The 26730-nt window shown below is 40.3% G+C and carries 28 protein-coding genes; 22 read left to right on the forward strand and 6 right to left on the reverse strand.

Going from position 1 to position 26730, the window contains the following annotated elements; translation table 11 throughout:
• Positions 1–132: 132 nt before the first annotated feature.
• From JKP71_RS02715 to JKP71_RS02770, 12 genes are all read left to right on the forward strand, one after another.
• The gene (locus JKP71_RS02715) at positions 133–1224 is read left to right on the forward strand and encodes a DUF871 domain-containing protein (protein ID WP_200406957.1); all 1092 of its coding nucleotides are present in this window, start codon (positions 133–135) and stop codon (positions 1222–1224) included.
• A gap of 141 nt (positions 1225–1365) precedes the next feature.
• Positions 1366–2850, forward strand: a complete 1485-nt coding sequence (locus tag JKP71_RS02720) for a PTS sugar transporter subunit IIC (protein WP_200406958.1) — start codon at positions 1366–1368, stop codon at positions 2848–2850.
• 118 nt (positions 2851–2968) lie between these two features.
• Positions 2969–3175: a hypothetical protein gene (locus tag JKP71_RS02725; protein WP_075525168.1), complete on the forward strand. Its 207-nt coding sequence runs from the start codon at positions 2969–2971 to the stop codon at positions 3173–3175.
• Positions 3172–3366 carry a preprotein translocase subunit YajC gene (locus JKP71_RS02730; protein WP_075525169.1) on the forward strand — a complete coding sequence of 65 codons (195 nt, stop codon included), beginning with the start codon at positions 3172–3174 and terminating at the stop codon, positions 3364–3366. Before JKP71_RS02725 ends, JKP71_RS02730 begins: the two co-directional genes overlap by 4 nt.
• Positions 3367–3494: 128 nt before the next feature.
• Positions 3495–4934 (forward strand): glycoside hydrolase family 1 protein, encoded by a 1440-nt coding sequence (locus JKP71_RS02735; protein ID WP_075525170.1) that lies wholly within the window; start codon positions 3495–3497, stop codon positions 4932–4934.
• Positions 4935–4999: 65 nt separating this feature from the next.
• Positions 5000–5452 carry a dUTP diphosphatase gene (locus JKP71_RS02740; protein ID WP_075525171.1) on the forward strand — a complete coding sequence of 151 codons (453 nt, stop codon included), beginning with the start codon at positions 5000–5002 and terminating at the stop codon, positions 5450–5452.
• An 81-nt stretch (positions 5453–5533) separates the two neighbouring features.
• Positions 5534–6889, forward strand: coding sequence for a bifunctional metallophosphatase/5'-nucleotidase (locus JKP71_RS02745; protein WP_200406959.1), 1356 nt, complete (start codon positions 5534–5536; stop codon positions 6887–6889).
• Complete coding sequence (locus JKP71_RS02750; RefSeq protein WP_200406960.1) at positions 6890–7627, forward strand: YutD family protein; 738 nt, start codon at positions 6890–6892, stop codon at positions 7625–7627.
• Between the two features lie 203 nt (positions 7628–7830).
• A complete protein-coding gene (gene rlmN / locus JKP71_RS02755; RefSeq protein ID WP_200406961.1) occupies positions 7831–8928 on the forward strand; it encodes a dual-specificity RNA methyltransferase RlmN in 1098 nt (365 codons plus the stop codon).
• A 328-nt stretch (positions 8929–9256) separates the two neighbouring features.
• Positions 9257–9868 (forward strand): nitroreductase family protein, encoded by a 612-nt coding sequence (locus JKP71_RS02760; protein ID WP_200406962.1) that lies wholly within the window; start codon positions 9257–9259, stop codon positions 9866–9868.
• A gap of 246 nt (positions 9869–10114) precedes the next feature.
• Positions 10115–11095: a polyprenyl synthetase family protein gene (locus JKP71_RS02765; RefSeq protein WP_200406963.1), complete on the forward strand. Its 981-nt coding sequence runs from the start codon at positions 10115–10117 to the stop codon at positions 11093–11095.
• A 56-nt stretch (positions 11096–11151) separates the two neighbouring features.
• Positions 11152–12057 (forward strand): prenyltransferase, encoded by a 906-nt coding sequence (locus JKP71_RS02770; protein ID WP_200406964.1) that lies wholly within the window; start codon positions 11152–11154, stop codon positions 12055–12057.
• Positions 12058–12128: 71 nt separating this feature from the next.
• Here JKP71_RS02770 and JKP71_RS02775 read toward each other — a convergent pair whose 3' ends face one another.
• The 6 genes from JKP71_RS02775 to rpmB form a co-directional block, all read right to left on the reverse strand.
• Positions 12129–12311: a hypothetical protein gene (locus tag JKP71_RS02775; RefSeq protein WP_200406965.1), complete on the reverse strand. Its 183-nt coding sequence runs from the start codon at positions 12309–12311 to the stop codon at positions 12129–12131.
• Positions 12298–14373 (reverse strand): ferrous iron transport protein B, encoded by a 2076-nt coding sequence (gene feoB / locus JKP71_RS02780; RefSeq protein ID WP_200406966.1) that lies wholly within the window; start codon positions 14371–14373, stop codon positions 12298–12300. Before feoB ends, JKP71_RS02775 begins: the two co-directional genes overlap by 14 nt.
• 74 nt (positions 14374–14447) lie before the next feature.
• Positions 14448–14906 carry a ferrous iron transport protein A gene (locus JKP71_RS02785; protein WP_200406967.1) on the reverse strand — a complete coding sequence of 153 codons (459 nt, stop codon included), beginning with the start codon at positions 14904–14906 and terminating at the stop codon, positions 14448–14450.
• Between the two features lie 172 nt (positions 14907–15078).
• A complete protein-coding gene (gene fakA, locus JKP71_RS02790; protein WP_075525181.1) occupies positions 15079–16743 on the reverse strand; it encodes a DAK2 domain-containing protein in 1665 nt (554 codons plus the stop codon).
• Complete coding sequence (locus JKP71_RS02795; RefSeq protein WP_075525228.1) at positions 16743–17105, reverse strand: Asp23/Gls24 family envelope stress response protein; 363 nt, start codon at positions 17103–17105, stop codon at positions 16743–16745. Before JKP71_RS02795 ends, fakA begins: the two co-directional genes overlap by 1 nt.
• 301 nt (positions 17106–17406) lie before the next feature.
• Entirely contained in the window at positions 17407–17601 is a 195-nt protein-coding gene (gene rpmB, locus JKP71_RS02800) for a 50S ribosomal protein L28 (protein WP_003129776.1), read from the reverse strand.
• A gap of 135 nt (positions 17602–17736) precedes the next feature.
• On the opposite strand from rpmB, the gene JKP71_RS02805 reads away from it, so the two are divergent.
• The 10 genes from JKP71_RS02805 to JKP71_RS02850 all read left to right on the forward strand — a co-directional run bounded on the left by JKP71_RS02805 (position 17737) and on the right by JKP71_RS02850 (position 26718).
• Positions 17737–18396 (forward strand): DUF1129 domain-containing protein, encoded by a 660-nt coding sequence (locus JKP71_RS02805; RefSeq protein WP_200406968.1) that lies wholly within the window; start codon positions 17737–17739, stop codon positions 18394–18396.
• 193 nt (positions 18397–18589) lie between these two features.
• Positions 18590–19459, forward strand: a complete 870-nt coding sequence (rfbA, locus tag JKP71_RS02810; protein WP_075525229.1) for a glucose-1-phosphate thymidylyltransferase RfbA — start codon at positions 18590–18592, stop codon at positions 19457–19459.
• Complete coding sequence (locus tag JKP71_RS02815) at positions 19459–20052, forward strand: dTDP-4-dehydrorhamnose 3,5-epimerase family protein (protein WP_200406969.1); 594 nt, start codon at positions 19459–19461, stop codon at positions 20050–20052. Before rfbA ends, JKP71_RS02815 begins: the two co-directional genes overlap by 1 nt.
• Positions 20052–20306, forward strand: coding sequence for a hypothetical protein (locus JKP71_RS02820; protein ID WP_075525184.1), 255 nt, complete (start codon positions 20052–20054; stop codon positions 20304–20306). Before JKP71_RS02815 ends, JKP71_RS02820 begins: the two co-directional genes overlap by 1 nt.
• A gap of 86 nt (positions 20307–20392) precedes the next feature.
• Positions 20393–21373 carry a UDP-glucose 4-epimerase GalE gene (galE, locus tag JKP71_RS02825; protein ID WP_200406970.1) on the forward strand — a complete coding sequence of 327 codons (981 nt, stop codon included), beginning with the start codon at positions 20393–20395 and terminating at the stop codon, positions 21371–21373.
• Between the two features lie 65 nt (positions 21374–21438).
• The gene (rfbB, locus tag JKP71_RS02830) at positions 21439–22500 is read left to right on the forward strand and encodes a dTDP-glucose 4,6-dehydratase (protein WP_075525185.1); all 1062 of its coding nucleotides are present in this window, start codon (positions 21439–21441) and stop codon (positions 22498–22500) included.
• A 149-nt stretch (positions 22501–22649) separates the two neighbouring features.
• Complete coding sequence (gene rfbD / locus JKP71_RS02835) at positions 22650–23549, forward strand: dTDP-4-dehydrorhamnose reductase (RefSeq protein WP_200406971.1); 900 nt, start codon at positions 22650–22652, stop codon at positions 23547–23549.
• A 188-nt stretch (positions 23550–23737) separates the two neighbouring features.
• A complete protein-coding gene (cps2T, locus tag JKP71_RS02840) occupies positions 23738–24883 on the forward strand; it encodes a beta 1-4 rhamnosyltransferase Cps2T (RefSeq protein WP_200406972.1) in 1146 nt (381 codons plus the stop codon).
• Positions 24884–24931: 48 nt separating this feature from the next.
• Entirely contained in the window at positions 24932–25912 is a 981-nt protein-coding gene (locus tag JKP71_RS02845) for a glycosyltransferase family 2 protein (protein ID WP_308430919.1), read from the forward strand.
• Positions 25909–26718, forward strand: a complete 810-nt coding sequence (locus JKP71_RS02850; protein ID WP_075525188.1) for an ABC transporter permease — start codon at positions 25909–25911, stop codon at positions 26716–26718. The genes JKP71_RS02845 and JKP71_RS02850 overlap by 4 nt, the downstream gene beginning before the upstream one ends.
• Positions 26719–26730 lie beyond the last annotated feature (12 nt).

The following is a 26730-nucleotide window of genomic DNA, read 5'->3' on the forward strand; positions in this document are numbered from 1 at the left end:
GTTTCAATTTAAGAAACATGTTTTTTTCGCGAGGATAGCGCTTGCATTTTCTTTATGAAAACCTTATCATAGAGTTAAGCTTTATTTCAGTATTAAAAATGAAATATAAAAAAATTAGAAAAGGGAGAGAAGATGGGAAAATTAGGAGTTTCCATTTATCCAGAACGGTCTAACTTTGAAGCAGATAAGGCATATTTGGATTTGGCACATCGCTATGGTTTCAAACGTGTTTTTACCTCACTGTTAGAAATTGATGGAGATAAAGAGACTGTCTTAACTGGATTTAAAAGAGTTGTTGCTTATGCCAATAGTCTAGGCATGGAAGTTATGGTTGATATTAATCCAGGCCTCTTTGATCAACTGGAGATTAGCTACGATGATTTGAGCTTTTTTCATGAGATGGGAGCAGATGGAATACGCCTAGATATCGGCTTTACTGGTGCGGAAGAAGCTCGCATGACACGTAATCCCTATGGCATCAAGATTGAAATTAACATGAGTCAAGGTACAACTTATGTAGACTCGATTATGGATTATTCGCCAAATGTAGAAAACTTGCTTGGAAGTCATAATTTCTATCCGCATCGCTACACAGGTCTAGAATTTAACCATTATCTCAAATGTACTGAAAAGTTCAAGGGTTACAATCTTAATACCATGGCTTTTGTTAACTCTCATGCAGCCACATTTGGGCCATGGTCAACACAAGATGGACTTTGTACTTTAGAAGCTCATCGTACCTTAGACATTGCAACGCAGGTTAAACATTATAAGCTGCTCGGTGGTATTGATGACATCACCATAGCGAATGCTTACGCCAGTGAAGCAGAGTTGCAAGCAATGAGTCAAGCCTTCAATGCAGCTATGCCAGAGATAAAAGTCGTTCCACGTGAAACCATTACGGAGAATGAGCGAAAATGTCTCTTTGAAGCCACACATAGCTATCGGGGGGATAAATCAGCCTATATGCTTCGCTCAACAATGACTCGAGTGATCTATAAAGCACTTGATTTTCCTGCCCATGATACTGAACCCATCCATCGGGGAGATCTTCTTATTGACAACGAAGGCTACGGTCAATATAAAGGGGAAACTCAGATTGCCTTACGTGAAATGGAAAACGATGGGCGTGTTAATGTAGTAGGACGCATCTCTGATGATGAATTATTCCTCCTTGATTTCTTGAAACCTTGGAGTTCATTCAAACTCATCGAAAATAAATAATATTCAAAAGGGTATACCCTTTCTCTTTTACTAAGTAAAAGAGAAGCCTTACTAATTGATCATAGTATTGATTAGTTCTTAACTTTGTTCAAAATATATTTTTTGGAAGTAATTTATTATTAATTTTAAAGGAGGAATTCCATGAACGGAATTACTGCGTGGATGGAGAAATATCTCGTCCCTGTAGCAGCAAAGATTGGGTCTCAAAAACACCTGGTTGCGCTGCGTGACTCATTCATCGGTATGTTGCCTGCAACACTTGCCGGTGCCCTAGCAGCGATGATCTCAGCGATCGTCACCACCTTCCCATCAGCCATTCAACAAATGATGTTGGGAGCAACAGCATTCTCAAAATTGGCACCAGAAAAAGTCTGGACCCTTGCCAATACACCAATTATTGGTGATTTGAACAACATTTCAGCCCTTGTTAACCAAGGAACACTGACAGTTATTGGTCTTATCTTTGCCTTTTCTTGGGGGTATAACTTAGCCCGTGCTTACGGCGTCAATGACCTCGCTGGTGGTATCGTATCAGTAGCGACTTTATTTGCAGGTTTGCCAAACCAAATGCTCAAATTTACCGAAACACTCGGTACAGGTAAAGCTGGAGTAGCAGCAACTGACAAGCTTAATGGTGTCCTAGGAGACCAAGGTCTTGCTACTTGGAAACCGCTTTTTGCCGCAGCTCACCTTGATGCTGGAGCTTATTTCACCGTCATTATTATGGGTGCAATCGCCGTTATTATCTATGCGAAACTTATGCTAGCTGATATCACGATTAAGATGCCAGAATCAGTACCACCTGCAGTTGCAAAAGCCTTTCTGGCAATCATTCCTACAATTGCAGCACTGTACATCGTTGGACTAATCTACTACATCATTGGTAAGTTGACTGATGATTCTGTCATTAACTTGATTACCAAATACATTGCTCAACCGTTCCAAATTTTATCTCAAAATATTTTCTCAGTGCTGATTGTCACACTGTTTGTGTCAGTCTTCTGGTTCTTTGGACTTCACGGACCAAACGTTTTGGCACCAGTACTTGATGGGATTTGGGGACCTCTTGGTCTTAATAACCAAGCCCTCTACTTCCAAGTTCACTCTTCAGGTATTCGTGACTTGGTTGCTAAAGGTGCGATTGATAAAGCGCATGCCATCAATGGTGACTATGTCAACCTTTGGGTACGTGGATCATGGGATGCCTTTGCCTGGTTCGGTGGCTCGGGTGGTACCATCACTCTTGTTATTGCGATTATCCTCTTTTCTAAACGGAAAGACTATAAAGTGGTCGGACGTCTTGGACTCGCACCAGGAATCTTCAATATCAACGAACCAGTCCTCTTTGGTCTCCCAGTTGTCTTGAATGCCATCTTCTTTATCCCATTTGCAGTAGCACCATTGATTTCAGTAATCATTGCCTACACGGCAACAGCACTTCACTTAGTGGATCCTGTTGTCAATGCCGTGCCGTGGGTAACGCCACCAATTATGAATGCGTTCATGGCTACTGGATTTGACTGGCGGGCGATTGTTTTGACAATCATTAACTTAGCAATCACTTTCGTTATTTGGACACCATTCGTTATTGCAGCGAACAAATTGGAAGAAGAAGAACTCGATTAATTTAGAAATGGATGGTAGAGCAGGCAAAGAACTTGCTCTACACATTTTTGTTAAATATGATAAGATTTTATTGAAAGTCTTATCAAGTGTGATAAAAATATCCAGAGGAGGAAAGTAAATGATACTTGTAAATTCTGCAATGATGCAAAAAGAAATTATTGAACTTTTAGAAACGAATGGTTTTAAACATACCAAAAAGCAAGGCTTAAAATTATATTTTGAAACTCCTTCAGATGATGCTACTACTGATGCAGCAACAGCAAAGCAATTGATTAAGAATAGCCCTTTTGGTGCGGCACTTTTCTTTAATGTGGCTGTCGTATGAGTACGTGGGGAATCGCATTTATCAGCTTAGGCTTCTTATTGATCGCCTATCGCAATTGGACTGGTCTTCTCTTTGTTTTAATTGGAGGCGTTATGATTTTAGTTGCGAGAAACCAAAAGAAAAAAGCTGAAAAAAGAGCACAAGAACAGTTACAAGCACACAAAAATATCGAAATCAAAACACGGAAATAAGAAACGTCGCAAAGGCGTTTTTTTCCTCACAGACAAAGCCAATAAAAAACAAGTTCCGGAATATGGAACAAAATAAAACGTTTACAAATGGTATAATAGTACTATCAATAAAACTAATGGAGAACACTATGGAGCATAAAAAACTGAGCACCTTTCCTGCCGATTTCCTTTGGGGATCAGCCTCTGCAGCTTACCAAGTAGAGGGCGCGCCATTTGAAGATGGGAAAAAAGCTAGCGTCTGGGATAATTTTGTTCGTATTCCAGGAAAGACATTTAAAGGGACAAATGGAGATGTAGCGGTGGATCATTATCATCGTTACAAAGAAGATGTTGCTTTGATGAAAGAACTTGGTCTAAAAAGTTATCGGTTTTCTGTGGCTTGGACTCGAGTATTACCAGAAGGACGAGGAGCGGTCAATTCAGCTGGGCTAAAATTCTATGAGAATCTCGTAGATGAATTAATTGAAAATGGAATTGAGCCAATTATCACCCTCTATCATTGGGATCTGCCTCAAAGTTTGCAGGATTTGTATGGGGGATGGGAGTCTCGTGAGATTATCGGAGATTTTTTAAATTATGCAGAAATTTTGTTTGAGACTTTCAAAGGAAAAGTAAAATACTGGGTATCATTGAATGAACAAAATGTCTTTACCAATCAAGGTTGGGTAACAGCTACACACCCACCTGGAAAAAAAGATATGAAACTTTTTTATCAGGTTAATCACATTGCTAACTTGGCAAATGCTACGGTCATTAATAAATTCCATGAATTAGAAATTCCTGGACAAATCGGTCCTTCTTTTGCTTATACCCCACAATATGCGAAGGATAGTGATCCGCGAAATGTTCTCGCTGCTGAAAATGCCGAAGAAATGTACAGTCATTTCTGGATGGATGTTTATATGTATGGGGAATATCCGTTAGCAGCTCTTGCTTTATTACGTGAACAAGGCTTAGCGCCTGTATTTGAAGCGGGAGATGCTGCGCTCTTAAAATCCGCTCAGCCTGATTTCTTAGGAATTAACTATTATCAAAGTGCGACAAATGCATGGAATCCACTTGATGGCGGTGTAGGTGCTGCTTCATTCAATACGACTGGAAAAAAAGGAACGACAAAAGAGTCCGGAGTACCAGGTTTACACAAAAAAATTCAAAATCCCTTTGTTGAGCGGACTAACTGGGATTGGGAAATTGACCCTGAAGGTTTGCGAATTGCTCTACGTCGGATTACTTCACGCTACCGTATCCCTATAATGATTACAGAGAATGGTTTAGGTGAATATGATAAGTTGGAAGAAGGAAAAGTTCACGATGATTATCGGATTAACTATCTCGAGAGTCACGTTAGGGCCATTAAAGAAGCTATCACCGATGGAGCGACAGTAATTGGTTACCATACGTGGTCTTATACCGACTTACTTTCTTGGTTGAATGGCTATCAAAAACGTTATGGTTTCGTTTATGTTGATCAGGACGAAACCATGGAAGGTTCCCTGAAAAGAATCCCTAAAGATTCATATTATTGGTATCAGCATCTGATTGAAACGAATGCTGAAGAAATAAAATAATAAAAAGTGTCCATGGGACACTTTTTATTTATGTTATAATAGGTAAAACAAAAAGAGGTGATTTAATGAAAATTCGTGGTTTTGAAGTTGTAGAAAAATATGCAGATGCTGGAATTAATCTTCCTAAGAGGTCAACAGAACACGCAGCGGGATATGATATTGAGGCAGCGGAGACAGTAAGCTTGGCACCCGGTGAGATTAAACTTATTCCGACAGGGCTGAAAGCTTATATGCAAGCTGGTGAAGTACTTTACATGTACGATCGCTCTTCAAACCCACGAAAAAAAGGGTTGGTTTTGATTAACTCGGTTGGTGTGATTGATAAGGATTATTATAACAATCCTGATAATGAAGGGCATATGTTTATGCAAATGCGTAATTTCACAGATCATGAAGTAATTGTTGAGAAGGGTGAGCGCGTGGTTCAAGGCGTTTTTGTGCCTTTTTTGGTTGCTGATGGGGATGAAAAACAAGATAAAGAGACTCGCACAGGTGGTTTTGGATCAACAGGACGTTAAAAGAAAAAGCGCATAGCGTTTTTTCTTTTCTTTTAATGAGTAGGGGCTTTCAATGCTTAACACTTATGATATAATGGAGCTATGAATAATCTGCGTATCCTTCATTTGAATGACCTTCACTCTCATTTGGAACATTTTCCAGTGATAGAACGTTTTTTTGCGGAAAAATCCAGCCAAGGCATCGAAACTTTACGTTTTGATTTGGGGGATAATGTGGACCGTGTCCATCCGCTGACGGAGGCCACCCAAGGACAAATCAATGTAGCGCTGATGAACCAGCTCCACTTAACAGCGGCAACCATTGGTAATAATGAAGGATTGGGCTTGACCCACACGATGCTGAGTCACTTATATGATGAGGCTAATTTTCCAGTTTTACTGTCAAATCTTGCTACCACTTTTTCACATAGTACGCCTATGGTTGTGACGACAACTTTTGGTTTGCGTGTTGGTTTGATTGGTTTAACAGCCCCTTATACGCGAGCTTATCCGCAAGCGGGATGGTACTTGTCTGATCCTTTTGAGGTATTGGATGAGCTTTTGCCTCAACTAGATTGTGATTTTACCATCTTGCTGTCCCATTTGGGTAAAAACGTGGATGAGAAGATTGCGCGAAGCTATGCCATTGATTTGATTATCGGAGCGCATACTCATCATTTGTTTGAGCATGGTGCACAGGTGGAGCAGACTTTGCTGGCAGCAGCTGGCCGCTATGGGGATCACGTGGGTCAGATTGATTTAACTTTTGATGAGCAGAATCACTTGGTGGATGCAAAGATAGAGGCAATCGCTACAAACACACTTCCACAAAAGAAATCAGACCTGGTGGAAATTAATGGTTGGGAATTAAAAGGTCACGCTCTGCTAAAAGGCACAGTAGTGGCTCAACTGAAGGCCCCTTTAAGCAATCGTTATCCGGACTTTGCTGCAAGTTATTATTTTGCAGAACTTTTTGCACAAGCAGCTCAGACAAGTCTAGCCGTCGTTAATTCTGGTTTGGTAGTGGCTGATCAGCTCCCGGCATGTCTGACTTTAGATAATCTCCACGAGATTTTACCTCACTCGATTCGGTTAGTTCGCTTTACCTTTACTGGGGAGGAGCTTAAACGCGTTTTGTTGGAAATGATGGACGTTTCTGCCTATCTGGCGACACAGCAGATTCAAGGCATGGGTTTTCGTGGAAAAACCTTTGGCTCCCTTGTTTTTTATGGCTTAGAGTTTAGAAAGGGTGACTTTTACCTGAAAAAAAGAGGTGCCCCAAGAGGTGAAAAGTTGAATCCACAGTCGGTATATCAAATTGCGCTGCCGGATCAGTATTTATTTGCCTGGTATTTTCCATTGTTGAAAAAATTGGGAGAGTCGGAAATCTTATTCCCTTATTTTTTGCGGGAGATTGTGGCGGAACATTTTAAAAGATTAGAAATAGAAAAAGATTAAATGCCTAAAGTAATAGATGAAACTAAATTAAATTATAATAAGTATCCTGGCGAACATGTTATTGCAAGTGGTGAAGTGGTCCAAATAGGGTCACGAACTTTTCATATTGTGCAGAATCATCGCGAGGCTTTTGATGCAGAAAAATTAGAACAACGTTTTTCAGATGTCTTGGACAAATATGATTATATCGTTGGAGACTGGGGCTTTGAGCAGCTACGCCTGAAAGGTTTTTTCTCGGCTAGTCGTCGAAAAATGCTTGCAGATAATAAGATTGATCATTTAGAAGACTATATCAATGAGTATTGCAACTATGGTTGTGCTTACTTTGTTTTGCGTCGTATCCGTTCACGAGATGCTAAAAAAGAAGAAGCCTTTGTTTCTGAAAAAATTTATACAGAAAAAGAAATGAAGCAGACGCTTGATAAACCAAGGCGTAAGCGCAATCGGAATCGTAACCGCAACAAAGGGCGCTCAGAAGAAGAGCAAGTAGGTACAAAAAACAATCAACGTACTGACAAAGCGGTAAGTGCTAGTAAGGATTTTCAAATCCGTGAGAAAGTAAAATCAAAGAAGTCCAAAACGGCTTCAGCAAATGCTCACAAGTCAGTGCAACAAAATCAGACCAAGGATAAAAAATTTAAAGTGAGTCAACGGGAAACGCCACAAACGCCACCTAAGTCTAAAACCAAAGATACTTCAAAACCTGGTTTTGTTATCCGAACACGTGGGAAAGATTAGTTAAAAGCTTGTCAAATCTGACTTTTTAGATTAAAATAGAGACTTGGAATTATTAATCAGGGAGTTGCCTTAAAAAGCTACTCCTTTATCCGTCTTTAAGCATTTTTTATAAAAATGTTACTGACGGCGCTGTAAGTGGCCTTTGGATGAGGCTGTCAGCATGGCACTTGTAATAAGATAAAGAAGATAACAGAGAAAGAATAATGATAGAAAATACACAAACAGAAACTCGTCCTTCAATTTACGGACTAACAAGAGATCAGTTGATTGAATGGGCGCAGGAAAATGGGGAAAAGAAGTTTCGAGCGACGCAAGTTTGGGACTGGTTATACCGGAAACGTGTCCAATCTTTTGAAGAAATGACGAACTTGTCTCAAGCTTTTATTGCTAAGCTTAATGAAAATTTCATAATTAATCCATTGCAACAAGTGGTAGTTCAAGAATCCGAAGATGGGACCGTTAAATATTTATTTATGTTACCTGATAAGGTGATGATTGAAACGGTACTGATGCGTCAAGCCTATGGATTATCCGTCTGTGTAACGACACAAGTAGGATGTAACATGGGATGTACTTTCTGTGCCAGCGGAATCTTGAAAAAAGAACGCGATGTAACTGCTGGTGAGATTGTCAGTCAGATTATGTTGGTTCAAAAATATTTTGATGAACGTGGTTTGGATGAACGCGTATCGCACATTGTGGTAATGGGGATTGGTGAGCCATTTGATAATTATGAACACTTAATGAACTTTTTACGTGTCATCAATGATGATAACGGATTAGCCATTGGTGCACGTCATATCACGGTTTCAACATGTGGCTTTATGCCGAAAAAAATCAAAGAATTTGCTCACGAAAATCTGCAAGTTAACTTGGCAATTTCTTTACATGCACCAAATAATGCATTGCGGACAAGCTTGATGCGTATTACACGCAATGCACCGCTTGAAAAACTTTTTGAGGCCATTGATTATTATACAGAGACGACCAATCGGCGAGTAACTTATGAATACATCATGTTGTCTGGGGAAAATGATAGTCCGGAAATAGCCCAACAGCTGGCTGATTTGATCAAACCACGCAACAAACTTTCTTATGTCAATTTGATTCCTTATAATCCAGTAGCAGAACACATCAAATACGAACGCTCAACCAAAAATGACACGACGAAATTTTATGATGTACTCAAGAAAAATGGCATCAATTGTGTCGTAAGACAAGAGCATGGCACAGATATTGATGCTGCCTGTGGACAATTACGTTCGAAACAAATCAAGAAAAATAAAGCGAATATCGCCTGAAAAGGGAGCTGTGAGTAATGATACTGACAGCTTTTTTCTTACTGACAGTTCTGTCAGCACGGGCTTTAAGTGCAGCAAAAACGAATGACTAAGAAGGTAATAGAAAGCATACTTTTTTAATTTCATTGAATAATAAAGTTACTGACAGCGTGGTCAGTAAAAAATCCTGTAAATAAACATGCAAAAATGGTAAAAATCTGCTAAAATAGTAACAAACTAAAATGAAAACGATCTCCACAACCGAAAAAAAGGCAAAGCCTGATTTGTATTTTTTTTAGCACAGGCTTGACCTCGTTTTGGAAGTTGAAAGATCAATAAAGGAGTACTCATGGATTACGTAAAGCTCAACAAATCACGCCATGCTGTTAAATTTTTTGATGGCACAAAAATTCCTACGGTTGATGTGAAACAGATCATCTCAGCAGCAAGTTTGGCCCCTTCTGCACATAATATTCAAAGTTGGCATTTCGTAATCGTAGAATCTGCTGAAAAACGCGATGCTTTGTTGCAGGTGGTCAAGCCTGGTAACCATGAACAAATCAAACAAGCTGGTGCTGTCATCGTATTGTTTAGTGACACAGATCTTGTGGAACGTTCTCGTGAGATTGCTCGTTTGGGAGCTGGCGAATTGGATGATGAGCAACTTTTGCGCTTTAATAGTCAGTATCCTCAAATGTATGAAGGTTTTGAAGAGCTTTATGAGAGCAACTACTTATCAATCAATACGGGTATTGTAGCCATGAATCTTGCTTTGGCAATTAAAAACTATGGTTATGAGAGCAATATGCTGCTCGGTTTTGACCGTACAAGTGCGGTCAATGAACTTTTAGAAGTAGAGCGACGCTATCGGCCAGAACTTATCATTCCTTTAGGAAGAGCTGAAAATAAAGGTAAACCTAGCTATCGCTTGCCTCAATCCCGCATCATGGAAATTCGGTAAAAAAGAAGTTCACAAGAACTTCTTTTTATTAACTTGTCAAATCGCAAATGAGCAACATTGTAGTGATTTTGCTAAAATAGAGAGTAAGCGTTTAATACTGTTTCGAGCGAAGGCACGACTTATCAGAGGAACAATCAGCAAAAGTAAGTTTTAGAGGTTTGACTTTGCTTTCCTCTGAGAGCTCCTTTTCTCTCTGACCTTTGCCAAAAACAGTTGCAGCATCACCCGAGAGGAAATAAAGAAACAGTGCTCACATTTTGGCAGGACTATCCTGAAATACAGGAAAAATTAAAAGACGTACAAGGGCTTATGGCAGCTCGTTTAAAGATAAATAATCAAGAAATACAAGAGGCCTTGGAAAAGTTCATCTCTCGAGGGGGAAAGATGGTCCGCCCGGCGCTTTTTTTGCTGTTCGCTGGAATTGTTCCCGATGCTACTTCTGATGAAGAGCAGTTGATTAAAATTGCCGCTTCCTTAGAAATGCTTCATTCTGCGACCTTAATTCATGATGATATTATTGATGATTCCCCCTTGCGGCGTGGTCTTCCTTCTATCGAGTCTCAATTTGGAAAAGATGTGGCCGTATATGCAGGGGACTTTGTTTATACGGTTTATTTCGAACTTTTGATTGAGACCATGAACGGTACGCCCTTCTTGTCAAAAAATGCAAAGTCGATGAAACGAATCTTACAAGGCGAGTTAACCCAGATGCAGTCCGCCTTCAATGCGCAAAATACGGCACGGCGCTACATGAAAGCAATCAGCGGAAAAACAGCAGAATTATTAAGTTTGAGCTGTTTAGAGGGCGTTTATTTTGCTGGGGGAAATCAGCAAATGCAACGCTCAGCACGTAAAATTGGTCGTGCAATTGGCTTAGCTTTTCAAGTTTATGATGATATTTTAAACTTTACCGTCGGTTTAGATGAAGCAGACAAGCCAATCTTGACAGACTTTCGGCAAGGAATCTATACTCTACCCCTTCTTCTAGCTAAAGAAGCTGATGCATCGGCAGTAATGCCTTATCTGAAGGCACCAGAACTTCTAACGCGCCAAGAATGCCTTGAGCTTGCTGAGTTAGTCAAAGCGCTAGGTGGTTTGACGGGAGCTCTGATGGTGGCAAGTCGGCTGACCGATCTTGCTTTGGTTGAAATTCAAAAGTTACCTCCTTCACGGCATCGACAAATTTTGGAAGAAGCTACAACTATTTTATTACACAGAAATTATTAAAACCTGTCTTTGACAGGTTTTGTTCGGTATCTATTTGAAAGGATTGAACAGTAGAAATGAAGATCAGAACGTTTGCTGAACTTATTGAGCTAAAAGCTAAAACAGCCTCGATTTTCCCTTTTTTATTGGGCTTAGGGTATTCGCTTTATCATTATCACTTGGCGCAACCATTGCCCCTTACGATTTATTTTATCGCCATGTTTCTCTTTAATTGCTTTGTAGATATCTGGGATAACTACAATGATTATCATAATGCTGTGGATACAGAGGATTATCAAAAAAATACGAACATTATAGGTCGTGAGAATATCTCTCTATCGACCATCAAGGGTTTATTGGCTTTCTTCTTTTTCGGAAGCCTGATTTTGGGACTTATTGTGGCTATGATGACCGGTTGGGCGGTCTTTTGGCTTGGCCTGCTTTGTTATGCAGTAGGGGTTTTCTATGCTGGGGGACCAAAGCCTTTATCGTCGCTGCCTGTAGGCGAGTGGCTCTCCGGAATCACGATGGGATACGTCATTTTTTTGATATGTGTTTATATCAATACATATGGCAGTTTTGTGTGGACTTGGCAAACGATTGGAGCAACTTTTCTTGTCGCTTTGCCCAATACCTTATTAATCGCCAACCTTATGTTGGCCAACAACACCTGTGACCTTGAAGAAGATGAGGCTAATCATCGCTTTACGATTGTCCATTATATTGGTAAAAGTGCAGCTTTGCTCTGGTGGAAGTTGGCCCTGATTCTGGCTTTTGTGGCTGTGGTAGTGGCTGTAATCCTGGGACTCCTCTCACCTGTCTTATTAGTGATCCTATTAATCAGTCCTCTGATGGTCAAATTAGCTAAGCCTTATCTCCACCGACAAATCAAAAGAGAAACCTTTATCGTTTCTGTGAAGATTTTGATGATTTTTCAACTGGTGCAAGTCCTCTTATTATTTATAAGCTTGATTCATTTTTAAAGATAAAAAACACCTTAGCAGGTGTCTTACCGAAGCCTTTAAAGTTACTGACAGCCCTGTCAGTAACTTTTTTATTGACAACAATCATGTTGAACAGGGTTTTGGGGTTTAGTCTCTTGAGTCGCTAAGCCTTTGACGGGACAGGTCGTCGTTTGACAGTCTTCACACGCGCCTTTGCTACGAATTGTTTTAAAAATGGTGTAGCCGGTTGCGGCTAAGATGAGCAATAAAAGAATGATGCTAGCCAAGTTCATAAGTGACTTCCTTTCGATTTCTGAAAATGTAGTAAAGACCAATGATTAAAACAAAGAGCGCTAAAAAAGTGAAGTTAGTCCATTGTTTTTGGATAATGACGTTACCGAGCTGGTAAATGATAAAACTCATGCTGTAAGCAATAAGAGTTTGAAAACCTACTGCACGTAAGGTCCAACGCAGATCCCCCATCTCTTTATGGATAGTTGAAATGGCGGCTACGCAAGGGGCACATAAGAGGTTGAAAACAAGAAGAGAATAAGCTGCTAATGGGGTATAAGTCGATGAGACTGCTTGCCAGAGCTGGTGTGTTCCACCTGAGCCATGCGCAAAAAGGACGCCCATCGTTCCCACGACAGTTTCTTTGGCGATAAGTCCGGTAAGGGTCGCAACAGTAGCACGCCATTCTCCAAAACCTAAAGGAGCAAAGAAGATTGCAATTACTCTACCAAAATCAGCCAAAATGGATTGATTGGTATTGACCTCTTGTAAACTCCAGTTGAAGTTGGCGGTAAACCAAATCAAGACGTTCATGGCAAAAATAATTGTCCCCGCACGCTTGATAAAGCTGAGTCCCCGATCCAAAGCATATTTAAAGACTGTGCGGAGTTGAGGTAAATGATAACTGGGCAATTCCATGATAAAAGCAGAAGTATCCCCGGCAAAGAGGCGTGTTTTTTTCAAGATGATTCCAGAGATTACAATCATGGCCATCCCTAAAAAATAGGCACTTGGAGCCACCCAGCTTTCTTGGCGGAAAAATGCACCAGACACGAGCGCTATCAAGGGAAGTTTAGCTGAACAGGGCATGAAAGTGGTGACCATAATCGTAATTTTTCGGTCTCGTTCTTGCTCGATTGTACGAGTGGCCATAATGCCTGGAACACCACAACCAGAAGCGATGAGCATGGGAATAAATGATTTTCCAGAAAGACCAAAACGACGAAAAAGCCGATCCATGACGAAGGCAACACGCGCCATATAGCCAGAATCTTCAAGGATTCCAAGAAGGAAAAAAAGTACAAAAATCTGGGGTACAAAGCCTAAGATTGCTCCAATTCCAGCGAGGATGCCATTGAGCACAAGATCTTGAAGCCAGGGGACGATAGCTAATGCATTCATCCCAGAAGTCAGAAGATTGGGAAGCCAGTTTCCAAAGAAGACATCATTGAGCCAATCGGTCGCAGCCGTCCCGACAGTTTGGATAGAGATGAAGTAAACAAGCCACATAATCAAAACAAAGAAGGGTAAGCCCAGCCATTTGTGAGTAAGAAGTCGGTCGATTTGATCAGTCCGATTAAAAGTTGCTGGATTCTTTATAGTGACGCAAAGCTTAATGAATTGACCAATCAAGTCATAGCGTTCATTGACCAGAATGGCTTCTCGTTCGTCATTCATCAACTTTTCTGTAATGCGGACAATCTCATTGATTTCTGTGCGCTGATCCGCTGACAGCTTGGTCAGTAAGAATGGGTCTCCTTCGAAAAGTTTAATTTGGTCAAAGCGATGATTTAAAGCGGCAACTTTTTTAATTTCAACCAGGGCACTCTCTAAGCGGTGATCATAATCCAAAGGCTGTGCTTTCGGGGCAGTTAAGGCGGTTTTGATTAACTCATCCACCCCTTTGTTTTTAAGAGCAGATGTTGCAATGACAGGTATCCCAAGGCTATAAGAGAGACGGTCAAGATCGATGGTTTTACCTTGACTTACCAATAAGTCACTCATGTTGAGCGCAATGACCATAGGGAGTTCAAAATCCATCAGTTGCAACGTCAGGTAAAGTGAACGTTCAAGATTGGTTGCATCAATAATATTGATGAGCACATCTGGTGGGGTTTGGGTCAAGTAATCCCGCGCGACTTGTTCATCAAGGGAGTAAGGAGAGAGGGAATAAAGCCCTGGTAAGTCTTGGATACAGATGGTGCGTTCTTTTTTAAAGTAGCCAGATTTTCGCTCGACAGTGACTCCTGGCCAGTTTCCGACTTGTTGATTAGCGCCCGTCAAAAGATTAAAAAGGCTTGTTTTTCCGCTGTTGGGATTACCCAGTAAAGCAATAGTTTTCATAGTTTAAAATTTCTGTAAGAGGTTTTCAGGCAAAGTCTTACTGACCAGACTGTCAGTAACTTTTGAGAATGTCATTATTTTTCAAGGACAACTTTGATTTTTTCCGCATCTATTTTTCGTAAAGAAAGTGCATAACCACGCAGGCGCAACTCAATAGGATCGCCAAGGGGCGCCAATTTATGAATGTGAATGCTTGTGCCGCGTGTGATTCCCATATCCATCAGTCGTCGTTTGATTTCGCCTGTTGCGTCAATCAGTCTGACGACACCGGATTGACCGACTTGTAAGTGAGAAAGGCCAATGATCTCTTCACTTGAACGTTCTTTTTTAACAAAGATTTGCTTTAAATAATTGCTGTTCAAAGCCAAGCGTTGCTCAGCAATTTTGAGGATAGCATTTTCTCCATCGTTTGAAAGGAGTGAGATCTCTCTATCGGTAATTAAACCTAATTCTCGGAGTTTCCCTTGGTCTTTCCCAACAATTTTATCGATATAATAGATTTGACCTATGTGCGTAGTAGCGAGTGTTTCCATCAATGCTCCTCCATTTTTGCTAAAAATGTCAAGTAAACTTTACATTATGTATGATTATATCAAATTCTTCTTTAGCTTACAAAAATTTGTGAAAAACTTAACGACAATTTGTAAAAGTGCAACTAAAAAGAAAGGCATAAAAAAAAGACCCAATGGCGGGCCTTTTTTCTTTTTACTCTACAGAGAAGAGATAAGGGTATACAGGTTGCTTTCCTTCGTGAATCTCTACCTCAATTTGAGGATGTTTTTTCTCGAGCTCTTTTGCAATTCGCTCAGCATTTGCTTTTTTGCCTTCAGCTCCAACATAGATTGCTGCAATTTCACTGTCTTCATCAATCATTTTATCAAAGACTGCAAAGATTGCATCGTTCATCTTTTTAGTAGAAACGACAATCTTATTGTTTAACATGCCAAGCGTATCTTTTTTATGAATTTCGATTCCATCAACGTTCGTATCACGAATCGCTGTAGTGACTGAACCAGATTGGACATCAGCCAAAGCATCCGTCATTGTAGCTTTGTTTTCTTCGATTGTACGTGTAGGATCAAAGCTTAACAGAGCGGTAAAACCTTGAGGGACGGTTGCAGATTCAATGACTTCCACAGGAATTTCCGCAACTTCAGCAGCAGATTTCGCAGCCATAAAAATATTTTTATTATTAGGTAGAATAATGACTTTTTCTGCGTTAACGGCTTCAATGGCATTCAAAATATCTTCCGTAGAAGGATTCATGGTTTGACCACCTGAAACAACGTGATTAACGCCCATTTCCCGGAAAATCTCTGCCAAACCATCTCCCGCTGCAATTGCAATAAGACCCCAGTCTTTTTTAGAAGTTGAAGTTGATACATTTGAAGTTTTAGCTTCTTTTTCAGCCACCCCTTCATTTTGCAGGCGCATGTTATCAACTTTCACTTTGACTAAACGTCCATATTTAAGGCCTTCTTGCATCACTAATCCAGGATCTTCAGTGTGAACATGGACTTTGACGATTTCTTCGTCATCAACGACAAGAAGTGAATTCCCAATACCAGCAAGATAAGTTTGGAAGTTGTCGTGATCATAGTTTTCGCGCGCAGTAGGGCCTTTACCGAGTTCGACCATAATTTCAGTACAATAACCAAACTTGATATCGGCTGTCGAAGCGTTAGCTACACTTTCATGTTCCACATTGACCATACGATCCATCGCGCCCAATTCAGCAACCGGCGTTTCAGGGACGAACTCTCCATTTAAGGCCATTAGGAAGCCTTCGTAGATGTAAACAAGCCCTTGTCCACCAGAGTCCACCACACCGACTTCCTTGAGGACAGGCAGCATCTCAGGAGTTTTAGCTAAAGCACGTTTAGCCCCTTCAAGGGCAGCGGTCATGATTTCCGTTGCATCATCTGTTTCATTTGTTTTTCGGTTAGCTAATTCAGCAGCACCGCGTGAAACAGTTAAGATCGTACCTTCAACTGGTTTCATGACAGCTTTATAAGCAACTTCTACCCCGTTTTGTAAGGCAGCAGCCAGATGGATTCCATCCAATTCAGCATAATCTTGGGCATACTGAGCAAATCCGCGAAAAAGTTGACTTAAGATAACGCCAGAGTTTCCCCGTGCTCCCATCAAAAGCCCTTTTGAGAGAATTTGTGCAACTTCACCCACCGTATTGGCTGGTTTGTTGGCTACGTCTTTCGCTCCATTAGTAATGGTCATCCCCATGTTTGTTCCCGTGTCACCATCTGGGACAGGGAAAACATTGAGTGAATTGACATATTCAGCTTGCTCGTTCAAACGACTTGCTGCCGCTTGAACCATTTCTTGAAATTTACTTGCATTGATATTTGACACTAGTCTTCAACCACCTTCACATTTTGTACGTAGACGTTCACGCTACTTGCTGTGATACCGAGTTGATTCTCGAGGTTAAAGCGTACACGTTCTTGAATATTTTTAGCCACTTCGCTGATTTTTACACCGTAAGAGATAACGACATAAACATCAATTGAAGTTTCGTTGTCGGTGGTTGTAACCACAACCCCTTTAGAGTAATTTTCTTGGCGTAAAATACTGCGGACATTATCTTTGACAGCAGATTTGCTGGTCATGCCGACTACGCCGAAGATTTCAGTCGTAGATGCCCCTACAACAGTCGCAATGACTTCGGTAGCAATATCGACGTTACCATGTTGGTTGTTAATAGTAACACTCATTTTCGTAGTTGTACCGCCGTCATATTTTTGCTTTTGCAGTTGCTGCAAAAATAAAGACTTGGTTGACAAACGGCACTTTCCTCCATATTATTTAAATATCATTACCCATTTTATCATACTTTTATGAAATAAAACAGAGCTTTTGAATCGCTGGCTTAGAAAATAGGAATTTGTCAGCGCTGACATGAATTTTTGTCCAATTAAGCGTTACTGACAGCCCTGTCAGTAAACTTTTTGCGGCTTTCACATAAAAAAAACCCGTCAAATGACAGGAATTTTTGTGTTTTGCAAAAAACAAAAATTATACGCGTTCAACGCCTGCTGGCAATTTCTTCAAAGCTTTAGCTGAAGCCCAGACAGTTTTGAGTTCACCGTTTTCAAGAATCGTAACTTTTTGAAGATTAGGTTTAACGACACGTTTAGTTTGGTTCATCGCGTGTGAACGGTTATTACTTGAAACAGTCTTACGACCAGTAAAATAACATTCTTTAGACATGATATTTACCTCCCATTAGATTTTTATGTGCTTAAAAACAACATACTTGTTGATTATAACATTTTTCAATTGAAAAAATCAAGCTTTTAAAAATTTTTTGCTGTTTTTTTCCCTACTTTCTGCTAAAATGATACTATGGAAAATTTAATCGAAGAACTTACTGCTAAAAATAAAGAATATATTCATTCGGTAACGAAACAACTGATTTTAGTTGGGAAATCAGATGAAGAAGTTAAGGTCATTTTAAATGATATTCTGCCGCAAATTATTGAAGGTCAAAAATCAGGTATTATTGCCCGCAAATTATTGGGAGCGCCAACTGAATTTGTTCAACAATATCAACCAAAAGTTGCTGACAAACCTGTCAGTGAAAAAAATGAAAACCCAGGCTTGATGTGGTTGGATAGTAGCTTGCTTTTTCTGGGCTTCATCTCACTTCTTAACGGTGTGATGGCTTTATTCACTTCAAATTCACCTGTCTATGGTTTTGTAACGGTGATACTTTCAGCAGCTGTGGCGGGACTCGTAATGTATCTAATGTACCGTTTCTTTTACCGGCCAAAAGCCGACGGTGTTCGCCAAAAGTGGAATTGGAAAGGCTTCTTAGCTACGACCCTATCTGTCTTACTTTGGATTGCTGTAACGATTTTCTCAGGACTCCTTCCTGTTTCAATCAATGTGCAGCTTCCAGCACTTGCTCTGATTATCGTCGGAGCTGTGGCGCTTGGTCTGCGGTGGTTGCTCAAACGTCAGTTCAATATCCAATCTGCTTTGGTTGCTCAACCCCGACGTTAAAAACCTCTTATATAGAGGTTTTTTCTTTTTTACTCAATAAAAACAAAACAAGAGATGTTATTTTTAGAAAAAATTAGGCTGGAAAGCTTAATTTAAAGAGCTTTTCGGTGTTTTTAGGCCAAAGGGGTTAGGAAATGCCCTAACATTTATGATATAATGTAGGATGATTAATTATGATTATGGAGGTCCTTTCATGAAAGGGATTATTTTAGCAGGTGGTTCAGGCACACGCCTTTATCCGCTGACACGTGCAGCGTCAAAACAGTTGATGCCAGTTTATGATAAACCAATGATTTACTATCCATTGTCCACTTTAATGTTGGCTGGAATCAAAGATATTTTGATTATTTCAACCCCAACAGATACGCCTCGCTTTAAAGAGCTCTTGCAAGATGGATCTGAATTTGGAATTAACCTTCAATATGCCGTGCAACCTTCTCCAGATGGTTTGGCACAAGCTTTTGTCATCGGTGAAGAATTTATCGGCGATGATTCTGTAGCTTTAATTTTGGGAGATAATATCTACCACGGTCCTGGGATGTCTAAAATGCTTCAAAATGCTGCGGCTAAAGAAAAAGGAGCAACTGTCTTTGGTTATCACGTGCCAGACCCAGAACGTTTCGGTGTCGTTGAATTTGACAAAGACATGAATGCGATATCTATAGAGGAAAAACCAGAAGCGCCTCGTTCAAATTACGCGGTGACTGGTCTTTACTTCTATGATAATGATGTCGTTGAAATTGCTAAAAATATCAAACCTTCTCCTCGTGGTGAATTGGAAATCACAGACGTGAACAAAGCTTACCTTGAACGTGGTGACTTGTCAGTTGAACTCATGGGACGTGGTTTTGCATGGCTTGATACAGGAACACATGAATCACTACTTGAAGCTGCGCAATACATTGAAACGGTTCAACGGATGCAAAATATGCAAGTGGCAAACTTGGAAGAAATTGCCTACCGCATGGGTTATATCACCGCTGACGATGTCCGTACCTTAGCGCAACCTTTGAAGAAAAATGAGTATGGACAATACCTACTTCGTTTGATTGGAGACAAATAATGACTGAGAATTTTTTCGGTAAGACACTTGCAAGCCGTGAAATTAGTCAAATTCCTGGGATGCTTGAATTTGACATTCCTGTCCATGGTGACAATCGTGGGTGGTTTAAAGAAAATTTCCAAAAAGAAAAAATGATGCCACTTGGTTTTCCAGAAAGCTTTTTTGCCGAAGGAAAATTACAAAACAATGTGAGCTTTTCACGAAAAAACGTTTTGCGCGGGCTTCATGCTGAGCCTTGGGATAAATACATTTCGGTAGCAGATGGTGGTTCTGTACTCGGTTCATGGGTGGATCTTCGCGAAGGGGAAACTTTTGGAAATGTTTATCAAACTGTGATTGATGCCAGTAAAGGAATCTTTGTTCCTCGTGGCGTAGCCAATGGTTTCCAAGTTCTTTCAGATACTGTTTCTTACAGCTATCTGGTTAATGATTACTGGGCGCTTGAACTTAAACCTAAATACGCTTTTGTGAATTATGCTGACCCAAGTCTTGGAATCAAGTGGGAAGATGTTGAGCATGCTGAAGTTTCTGAAGCAGACAAGAATCATCCCCTTTTAAAAGATGTCAAACCCCTTAAAGCAGAAGAACTTTAATGTTTGCAACTCATTTAAGAACTAAAAAAAGTTTAGAATATTGGCAAGTTGAAAAAGACAGCCAGCTGCCAACTTGGGCTGAGCGAGCCTTTGCCACTGGCGGATTTCGCTGGAATGGAGAACGTCTTGCCATTCAAAATGTGGGTGGTTTACTTAAAATGACTGTGCCTATCGGCGATTTTATGGTTTTCAACGGTAAATATTTGAAAGCCGTACCTAAGGCCAAATTTTTGCGAGAATATCGTATTGCTTAACTCCCCTTATCCTTTTACCTTATCCATGTAACCAGTAAATGGTTTGATTTGACTCGATATTTCAAGTCTAGAAGATGAGTATGCGTATGTCAATTTTAGTTTTAGGCGGTGCAGGCTATATCGGCGCTAATGCTGTAGATGCTCTGATTGAAAAGAATTATAAAGTAGTTGTTTTGGATAACTTGAGCACTGGTTTTCAACAAGCCGTTCATGCACAGGCACGTTTTTACAAAGGTGATATTCGAGACAAAGCACTGCTTCAACAGATATTTCGAGCGGAACAAGTAGAAGCAGTATTGCATTTTGCAGCACTCTCTCTCGGCCGCGAGTCCGTTGAGCAACCTATGAAGTATTTTAGTAATAATGTTTATGGTACACAAGTGTTACTTGAGGTAATGGCAGAGTTTGAAGTGCGCCATATTGTGTTTTCTTCATCGGCTACGGTTTACGGTAATAGTGCGATAGGCCGAGTAGATGAGTTAAATGCTACGGCACCCCTTAATCCTTATGGGCAGTCTAAGGTGATGATGGAGACTATGATGCATTGGGCCGATCAGGCAGGGCAACTATCCTTTGTGGCTTTACGCTACTTCAATGTGGCAGGGGCTAAAAAAGACGGAACACTGGGTGAAGTGCGTCCTAGGTTAATACCAATCGCTTTGCGTGTAGCCCAAGGTCGGCAGGATAAAATGACGATTCTTGGTGATGACTATCATACTGCCGACGGTACTTGTATTCGTGATTATATCCATGTGAGTGATTTAGTAGCAGCACATCTTTTAGCTTTAGAATATCTCATTCAAGGAGGACAAAGTGAGATTTTTAATCTTGGTTCTGCCCAAGGCTATTCTAACCTTGAAGTGATCAAAGCTGTTCGGAAGATTACGGGTGCTGAGGTTCTCGTCACAATCAAGCCCCGTGTACCAGGGGATGCGGATTCTTTAGTAGCTTCGAGTCAGAAAATAAGTTCTATTTTAGGCTGGCAGGCAAAGCAGAGTAATATAGAGGAAATTATTGCTGATGCATGGAAATTTCAGCAATTTTACCCGGAAGGCTATCAGTATTAAGCTGAGTTACCCACTTACAAGTCAATAAAAATATTAACTATATCAATAATAAAGAGGAAAATAAGATGGAATCACCATTTAAACACATCGTCGTAACCGGAGGCGCAGGCTTTATCGGTTCAAACTTCGTGCACTATGTATACAATAACTTTCCAGATGTGCATATCACAGTGCTGGACAAGCTAACTTATGCCGGAAATGTTAACAACATCAATATGCTTTTTGATAGCGGCCGTGTAGAACTTGTGGAAGGCGATATTGCTGATCCTAAAATCGTTGATGAAGTCGCTTCAAAAGCCGATGCCATTGTCCATTATGCAGCTGAGAGCCATAATGATAACTCCTTGGTATCGCAAGATGAGTTTGTACAAACTAACTTTATTGGAACGTACACTTTGATTCAGGCAGCACGCAAATATGACTTGCGTTTCCACCATGTATCAACTGACGAAGTTTATGGTGATTTGCCTTACCGTGAAGAATTGCCAGGACATGGCGAAGGTGCTGGTGAGAAATTCACTCCGGAAACACCTTACAACCCAACGAGTCCATATAGCTCAACTAAAGCAGCATCTGACTTGATTGTTCGTGCTTGGGTGCGGTCATTTGGTCTTAAAGCAACGATTTCTAACTGTTCAAACAACTACGGCCCTTATCAACACATCGAAAAATTCATCCCTCGCCAAATTACCAACATCCTCTCTGGCATCAAGCCAAAACTCTACGGTGATGGTAAAAATGTGCGGGACTGGATTCACACAGAAGATCATTCATCAGGTGTTTGGGCAATTTTGACGAAAGGTCGTTATGGCGAAACTTACCTCATTGGAGCTGATGGCGAAAAAAATAACAAAGAAGTCCTTGAAGACATCTTGACACGTATGGATAAGTCAGCAGATGATTATGATCGGATTATTGATCCACGTGGAGATGCTCACGATAAACGTTATGCCATTGACAATACAAAATTACGTGAGGAATTAGGTTGGGAACCAAAACACACTGACTTTGAATCTGGTTTGCAGGCGACTATCGATTGGTACAAAGAAAATGAAGACTGGTGGAAAGCTGAAAAAGATGCTGTAGAAGCAAAATATGCGGAAACACAAAAAGTTGTGGAAAAGTAAGCAACGTATTGATTAAGATGAGATAGTTAAAAGAATAGTGAAAGTTTTTCTCGTTTCCTCACTTAAGGTTGAGGTAGACTAAATTTGGAGTAATTCAAGCGAAGTATCAGAACCTTGCAAGGCTACGATGGAAAACAAAAGGAGAACAGATGATTTTAATTACAGGTGGGAATGGTCAGCTTGGTACTGAGCTACGTCATCTTCTTGATGAACGTGGAATTACATACACCGCAGCTGATGTCAATGAATTGGATATTACTGATAAGGCCAGTGTAGATGCCTTTTTCGATAAAAATAGACCTACGATTGTTTATAATTGTGCAGCCTATACCGCTGTGGATAAGGAAGAGGGTGAAGGCAAGGTATTGGGTGAAAAAATCAATGTTGATGGAACACGCAATATCGCCCAAGCTTGTGCGCGTGTAGGTGCCACAATGGTCCAAATTTCAACAGACTACGTTTTTGGTGGCTACTTACCTGTCGGTGAAGAACGGATGCCTGATGATGAAAAACATCCAGAAAGCGAATATGGACGTACCAAAGACCTTGGCGAACAAGAAATTGTGGCTTCAGGTGCCAAATTTTATGTGATTCGTACGGCTTGGCTTTTTGGTTCATATGGTCCAAACTTTGTGTTTACGATGCAAAAGTTGGCTGAAACGCATTCTGAGCTCACAGTGGTCAATGACCAACACGGTGTCCCAACATGGAGCCGGACGCTTGCGGAATTTATGACGCACTTAGTAGATGTGGATGCTGAACCTGGCTTTTACCATCTTTCAAACGACAAAGCTAAGGATGAGGATGTGACATGGTTTGACTTTGCTACTGAAATCTTGAAAGACTCTGACACTGTAGTAAAACCGGTCGACTCTTCAGCTTTTAAACAAGCTGCCAAACGTCCATTTAACTCAACAATGAATCTGGACAAGTCGAAAGCGACTGGGTTTGTCATCCCAACTTGGCAAGAAGCCTTAGCTAAAATGCTTGAAAAAGGCGATTTGAGAGAAAATAAAGAAGTTGCCAAAGGACAAATTAATAAAAAATAATATTACTACCACTGTCAGTTACTGACAGTATGGTCAGCAAAATACAACCGAAAATTCTGTCAGTAACTTGCAATCACTTGTCAGTACTGGCAGAATTCTCGTTTTGAGAGGCTTGAAGGCACTCAGAAAAAAATGAGATCAGCTGAGATTTTTAATGATAAGATGACCAGTTGACCATAAGGAGCTACATGAAGAAACACGTTTTTATCATAGGAAGCCGCGGCTTACCTGCAAAATATGGGGGTTTTGAGACTTTTGTTGAAGAACTCGTCAAGCATCAAAATAATAAAAATATAAAATATCATGTGGCCTGTCAAAGCGAGAATTCAGACAAAGGCCAGCCAGGCGAGCATTTTGACTATTTGGGAGCGGATTGCTTTGTGATAAAGGTTCCAAATATAGGTCCGGCACGAGTAATAGCTTACGATATTTTAGCTATTAATGCCGCACTTAGGTATTGCAAAAAAGAAGGGATTGAAGCACCAATTTTCTATATTTTAGGTAATACCATTGGTGGATTGATTGGGCACTATGCTGCCAAAATCCACCGCTACGGTGGTAAATTGCTCGTCAATCCAGACGGCCTAGAATGGAAACGGACAAAATGGCCAGCACCCGTGCGACGCTATTTGAAACATGCGGAACGAAAAATGGTACAGCATGCCGATTTAATCATCTCTGACAACGCTGGGATTAAGTCCTATCTTACTGACGAATATGGTAAAGTAAATTCTGAAGTCATCGCGTACGGAACTGAACAATTCGACTCAGATTTGACAGAATCAAAAACTTTGGTAAAATATAAGGTTAGTGACTACTATTTGATTGTTGGTCGCTTTGTCCCTGAAAATAATTATGAGACATTGATTAGGGCCTTTATGAACAGTCCAACAAGGCGTGATTTGGTAATTGTAACAAATCATGAGGGCAATGCTTATTTTGAGGACTTGCGAGCCAAAACTCATTTTGATAAAGATCAGCGAATTAAATTTGTAGGGACTGTTTATGATCAAAATGAACTGCGCTATATCCGCGAAAAAGCCTTTGCGTACCTCCACGGGCACGAAGTGGGGGGGACCAATCCGGGCCTCCTAGAAGCCATGTGGTCTACGCCAGTTAATGTTGTATTAGGTGTTCATTTTAATCGGACGACTGCTGGAGATGCTGTTATTTATTTTGATAAAGATAATTTACTGACCACGCTGTCAGCAGTTGAAAAGCTTACAAAAGATGAACGTCATGTCTTACAGCGTAAAGCGCGTCAATTGATTGAAGAAAAATATACGTGGTCGCATATCTGTGACCAATACGAGATGCTGTTTAGCCGTTATTAGTTAGAAAGGGTAGACTTGCCTTTTCTCTTTGGCAAGACCTCCTGGCAAATGGCACAAGATTATACCGAAAGCAGGTTCTCAGACTTGACTCTGAAAGTTAATATTTTAATGTCGACCTACAACGGCGAAAAGTTCGTCGCAGAGCAGATCGAAAGCATTCAAAAACAAACCTTTAAAGACTGGAACCTCATTATCCGTGACGATGGTTCTAAAGATGGAACATGTGAAATTGCTGACCAGTTTGTCAGTAAGGATTCACGTATTCGCTTGATTAGAGCTGAAAATGTTGGCGTCATCAAGTCTTTTCATGAACTGGTCAAAACTCATCCTGCAGATTTTTACTTTTTTGCGGACCAAGATGATTATTGGCTACCTGAAAAAATAGAAATTGTCCTGGCGGAAGCACAAAAGCAGGATAATGACCAACCCATCATGTATTATACGGATCTCAAAGTGACTGATAAAAATTTGACAGTTACATCAGAGTCCATGATTCGCAGTCAATCTGACCATGCTAATACCCAATTGGTTCAGGAATTGACCGAAAATACCGTCACAGGCGGAGCCAGCATGATTAACCATGCACTTGCGAGCCTCTGGCAAACGACGGATGATATCATTATGCATGACTGGTATTTAGCAGTACTTGCCAGTGCAGTCGGGAAATTGGTTTATATTGACCAACCCACCCATCTGTACCGGCAACATGAGGCTAATGTTTTAGGAGCACGGACGCTCTCAAAACGTATGAAAAAATGGCTTCATCCTCACTTATGGTTTGAAAAGTATTGGTGGTTGATTACCGCCAGTCAAAAACAAGCTCAAAAGTTACTGACAGAAAATGAAAATTTGCTGACAGAACAGAAACAGCAATTGATTGAAGCTTACGTTGGCATTTTAAACCAACCCAAAGCGCAACGTCGTCAGTTGCTTGAGCAATATAATTTGCGGAAAAATAAAAGTTATCATACGAAAATATTCCGCACACTCATCGTCACAAAATTTGCATATAAAGGAAAAAACAAATGAATTTTTTCAGCCGTAGAAATCAAATTCTACTCAAAGAATTAATCAAAACAGATTTTAAACTTCGCTACCAGGGGAGTGTCATTGGATATCTTTGGTCCATTTTGAAACCAATATTACTGTTTCTGATCATGTACCTGGTTTTCGTGCGCTTCATGCGTTTCGGTGAAGGAATGCCACACTTTGCGGTTGCTTTGCTTTTAGGTATTACGGTCTGGAACTTTTTCAGTGAAGCCACTAATGTTGGGATGCTCTCTATCGTTGGAAGAGGCGATTTATTGAGAAAGGTTAACTTTTCAAAACCTATTATCATTTTTTCTGTTATTTCTAACGCATTTATTAACTTAATGATTTCCCTTGTCGTGGTCATTGGTTTTGCGATTATAAACGGAGTCCAATTCAGTTGGACAGTTATCTTTGCTATCCCGTTATTATTTGAATTAGTAATACTAAGTGCAGGTATCGCTTTTATCCTTTCAACTGCTTTTGTTTATTTCCGTGATTTGGGCCCAATCTGGGAAGTAGTAATGCAAGCTGGTTTTTATGGAACTCCAATCATTTACCCAGTTACACAGATTTCTACAAATCATCCAACAATTGCGAAGATACTCATGCTTAATCCCATGGCCCAAATCGTTCAGGATATGCGTTATATTTTGACATTTAGTAATAATACAAATCCTACTCTATGGCAACTTTGGGATAATCCTTATATAGTGGCAATACCTTACATTTTACCTTTTGTAATATTTGCCTTTGGTCTTTGGATTTTTACCAAAAATTCAAAACGTTTCGCAGAAGTTATATAAGAAGGAGAATGA

The organism is Lactococcus taiwanensis, from assembly GCF_014905395.1.
Classification (GTDB): Bacteria; Bacillota; Bacilli; order Lactobacillales; family Streptococcaceae; genus Lactococcus; species Lactococcus taiwanensis.

What these genes read in the sequence shown, in the direction of transcription:
- JKP71_RS02715 (WP_200406957.1), top strand. Translation starts at nt 133, where the DNA reads ATGGGAAAATTAGGAGTTTCCATTTATCCAGAACGGTCTAACTTTGAA.
- JKP71_RS02720 (WP_200406958.1), top strand. Translation starts at nt 1,366, where the DNA reads ATGAACGGAATTACTGCGTGGATGGAGAAATATCTCGTCCCTGTAGCA.
- JKP71_RS02725 (WP_075525168.1), top strand. Translation starts at nt 2,969, where the DNA reads ATGATACTTGTAAATTCTGCAATGATGCAAAAAGAAATTATTGAACTT.
- JKP71_RS02730 (WP_075525169.1), top strand. Translation starts at nt 3,172, where the DNA reads ATGAGTACGTGGGGAATCGCATTTATCAGCTTAGGCTTCTTATTGATC.
- JKP71_RS02735 (WP_075525170.1), top strand. Translation starts at nt 3,495, where the DNA reads ATGGAGCATAAAAAACTGAGCACCTTTCCTGCCGATTTCCTTTGGGGA.
- JKP71_RS02740 (WP_075525171.1), top strand. Translation starts at nt 5,000, where the DNA reads ATGAAAATTCGTGGTTTTGAAGTTGTAGAAAAATATGCAGATGCTGGA.
- JKP71_RS02745 (WP_200406959.1), top strand. Translation starts at nt 5,534, where the DNA reads ATGAATAATCTGCGTATCCTTCATTTGAATGACCTTCACTCTCATTTG.
- JKP71_RS02750 (WP_200406960.1), top strand. Translation starts at nt 6,890, where the DNA reads ATGCCTAAAGTAATAGATGAAACTAAATTAAATTATAATAAGTATCCT.
- rlmN (WP_200406961.1), top strand. Translation starts at nt 7,831, where the DNA reads ATGATAGAAAATACACAAACAGAAACTCGTCCTTCAATTTACGGACTA.
- JKP71_RS02760 (WP_200406962.1), top strand. Translation starts at nt 9,257, where the DNA reads ATGGATTACGTAAAGCTCAACAAATCACGCCATGCTGTTAAATTTTTT.
- JKP71_RS02770 (WP_200406964.1), top strand. Translation starts at nt 11,152, where the DNA reads ATGAAGATCAGAACGTTTGCTGAACTTATTGAGCTAAAAGCTAAAACA.
- JKP71_RS02775 (WP_200406965.1), bottom strand. Translation starts at nt 12,311, where the DNA reads ATGAACTTGGCTAGCATCATTCTTTTATTGCTCATCTTAGCCGCAACC.
- feoB (WP_200406966.1), bottom strand. Translation starts at nt 14,373, where the DNA reads ATGAAAACTATTGCTTTACTGGGTAATCCCAACAGCGGAAAAACAAGC.
- JKP71_RS02785 (WP_200406967.1), bottom strand. Translation starts at nt 14,906, where the DNA reads ATGGAAACACTCGCTACTACGCACATAGGTCAAATCTATTATATCGAT.
- JKP71_RS02795 (WP_075525228.1), bottom strand. Translation starts at nt 17,105, where the DNA reads ATGAGTGTTACTATTAACAACCAACATGGTAACGTCGATATTGCTACC.
- rpmB (WP_003129776.1), bottom strand. Translation starts at nt 17,601, where the DNA reads ATGTCTAAAGAATGTTATTTTACTGGTCGTAAGACTGTTTCAAGTAAT.
- JKP71_RS02805 (WP_200406968.1), top strand. Translation starts at nt 17,737, where the DNA reads ATGGAAAATTTAATCGAAGAACTTACTGCTAAAAATAAAGAATATATT.
- rfbA (WP_075525229.1), top strand. Translation starts at nt 18,590, where the DNA reads ATGAAAGGGATTATTTTAGCAGGTGGTTCAGGCACACGCCTTTATCCG.
- JKP71_RS02815 (WP_200406969.1), top strand. Translation starts at nt 19,459, where the DNA reads ATGACTGAGAATTTTTTCGGTAAGACACTTGCAAGCCGTGAAATTAGT.
- JKP71_RS02820 (WP_075525184.1), top strand. Translation starts at nt 20,052, where the DNA reads ATGTTTGCAACTCATTTAAGAACTAAAAAAAGTTTAGAATATTGGCAA.
- galE (WP_200406970.1), top strand. Translation starts at nt 20,393, where the DNA reads ATGTCAATTTTAGTTTTAGGCGGTGCAGGCTATATCGGCGCTAATGCT.
- rfbB (WP_075525185.1), top strand. Translation starts at nt 21,439, where the DNA reads ATGGAATCACCATTTAAACACATCGTCGTAACCGGAGGCGCAGGCTTT.
- rfbD (WP_200406971.1), top strand. Translation starts at nt 22,650, where the DNA reads ATGATTTTAATTACAGGTGGGAATGGTCAGCTTGGTACTGAGCTACGT.
- cps2T (WP_200406972.1), top strand. Translation starts at nt 23,738, where the DNA reads ATGAAGAAACACGTTTTTATCATAGGAAGCCGCGGCTTACCTGCAAAA.
- JKP71_RS02845 (WP_308430919.1), top strand. Translation starts at nt 24,932, where the DNA reads ATGGCACAAGATTATACCGAAAGCAGGTTCTCAGACTTGACTCTGAAA.
- JKP71_RS02850 (WP_075525188.1), top strand. Translation starts at nt 25,909, where the DNA reads ATGAATTTTTTCAGCCGTAGAAATCAAATTCTACTCAAAGAATTAATC.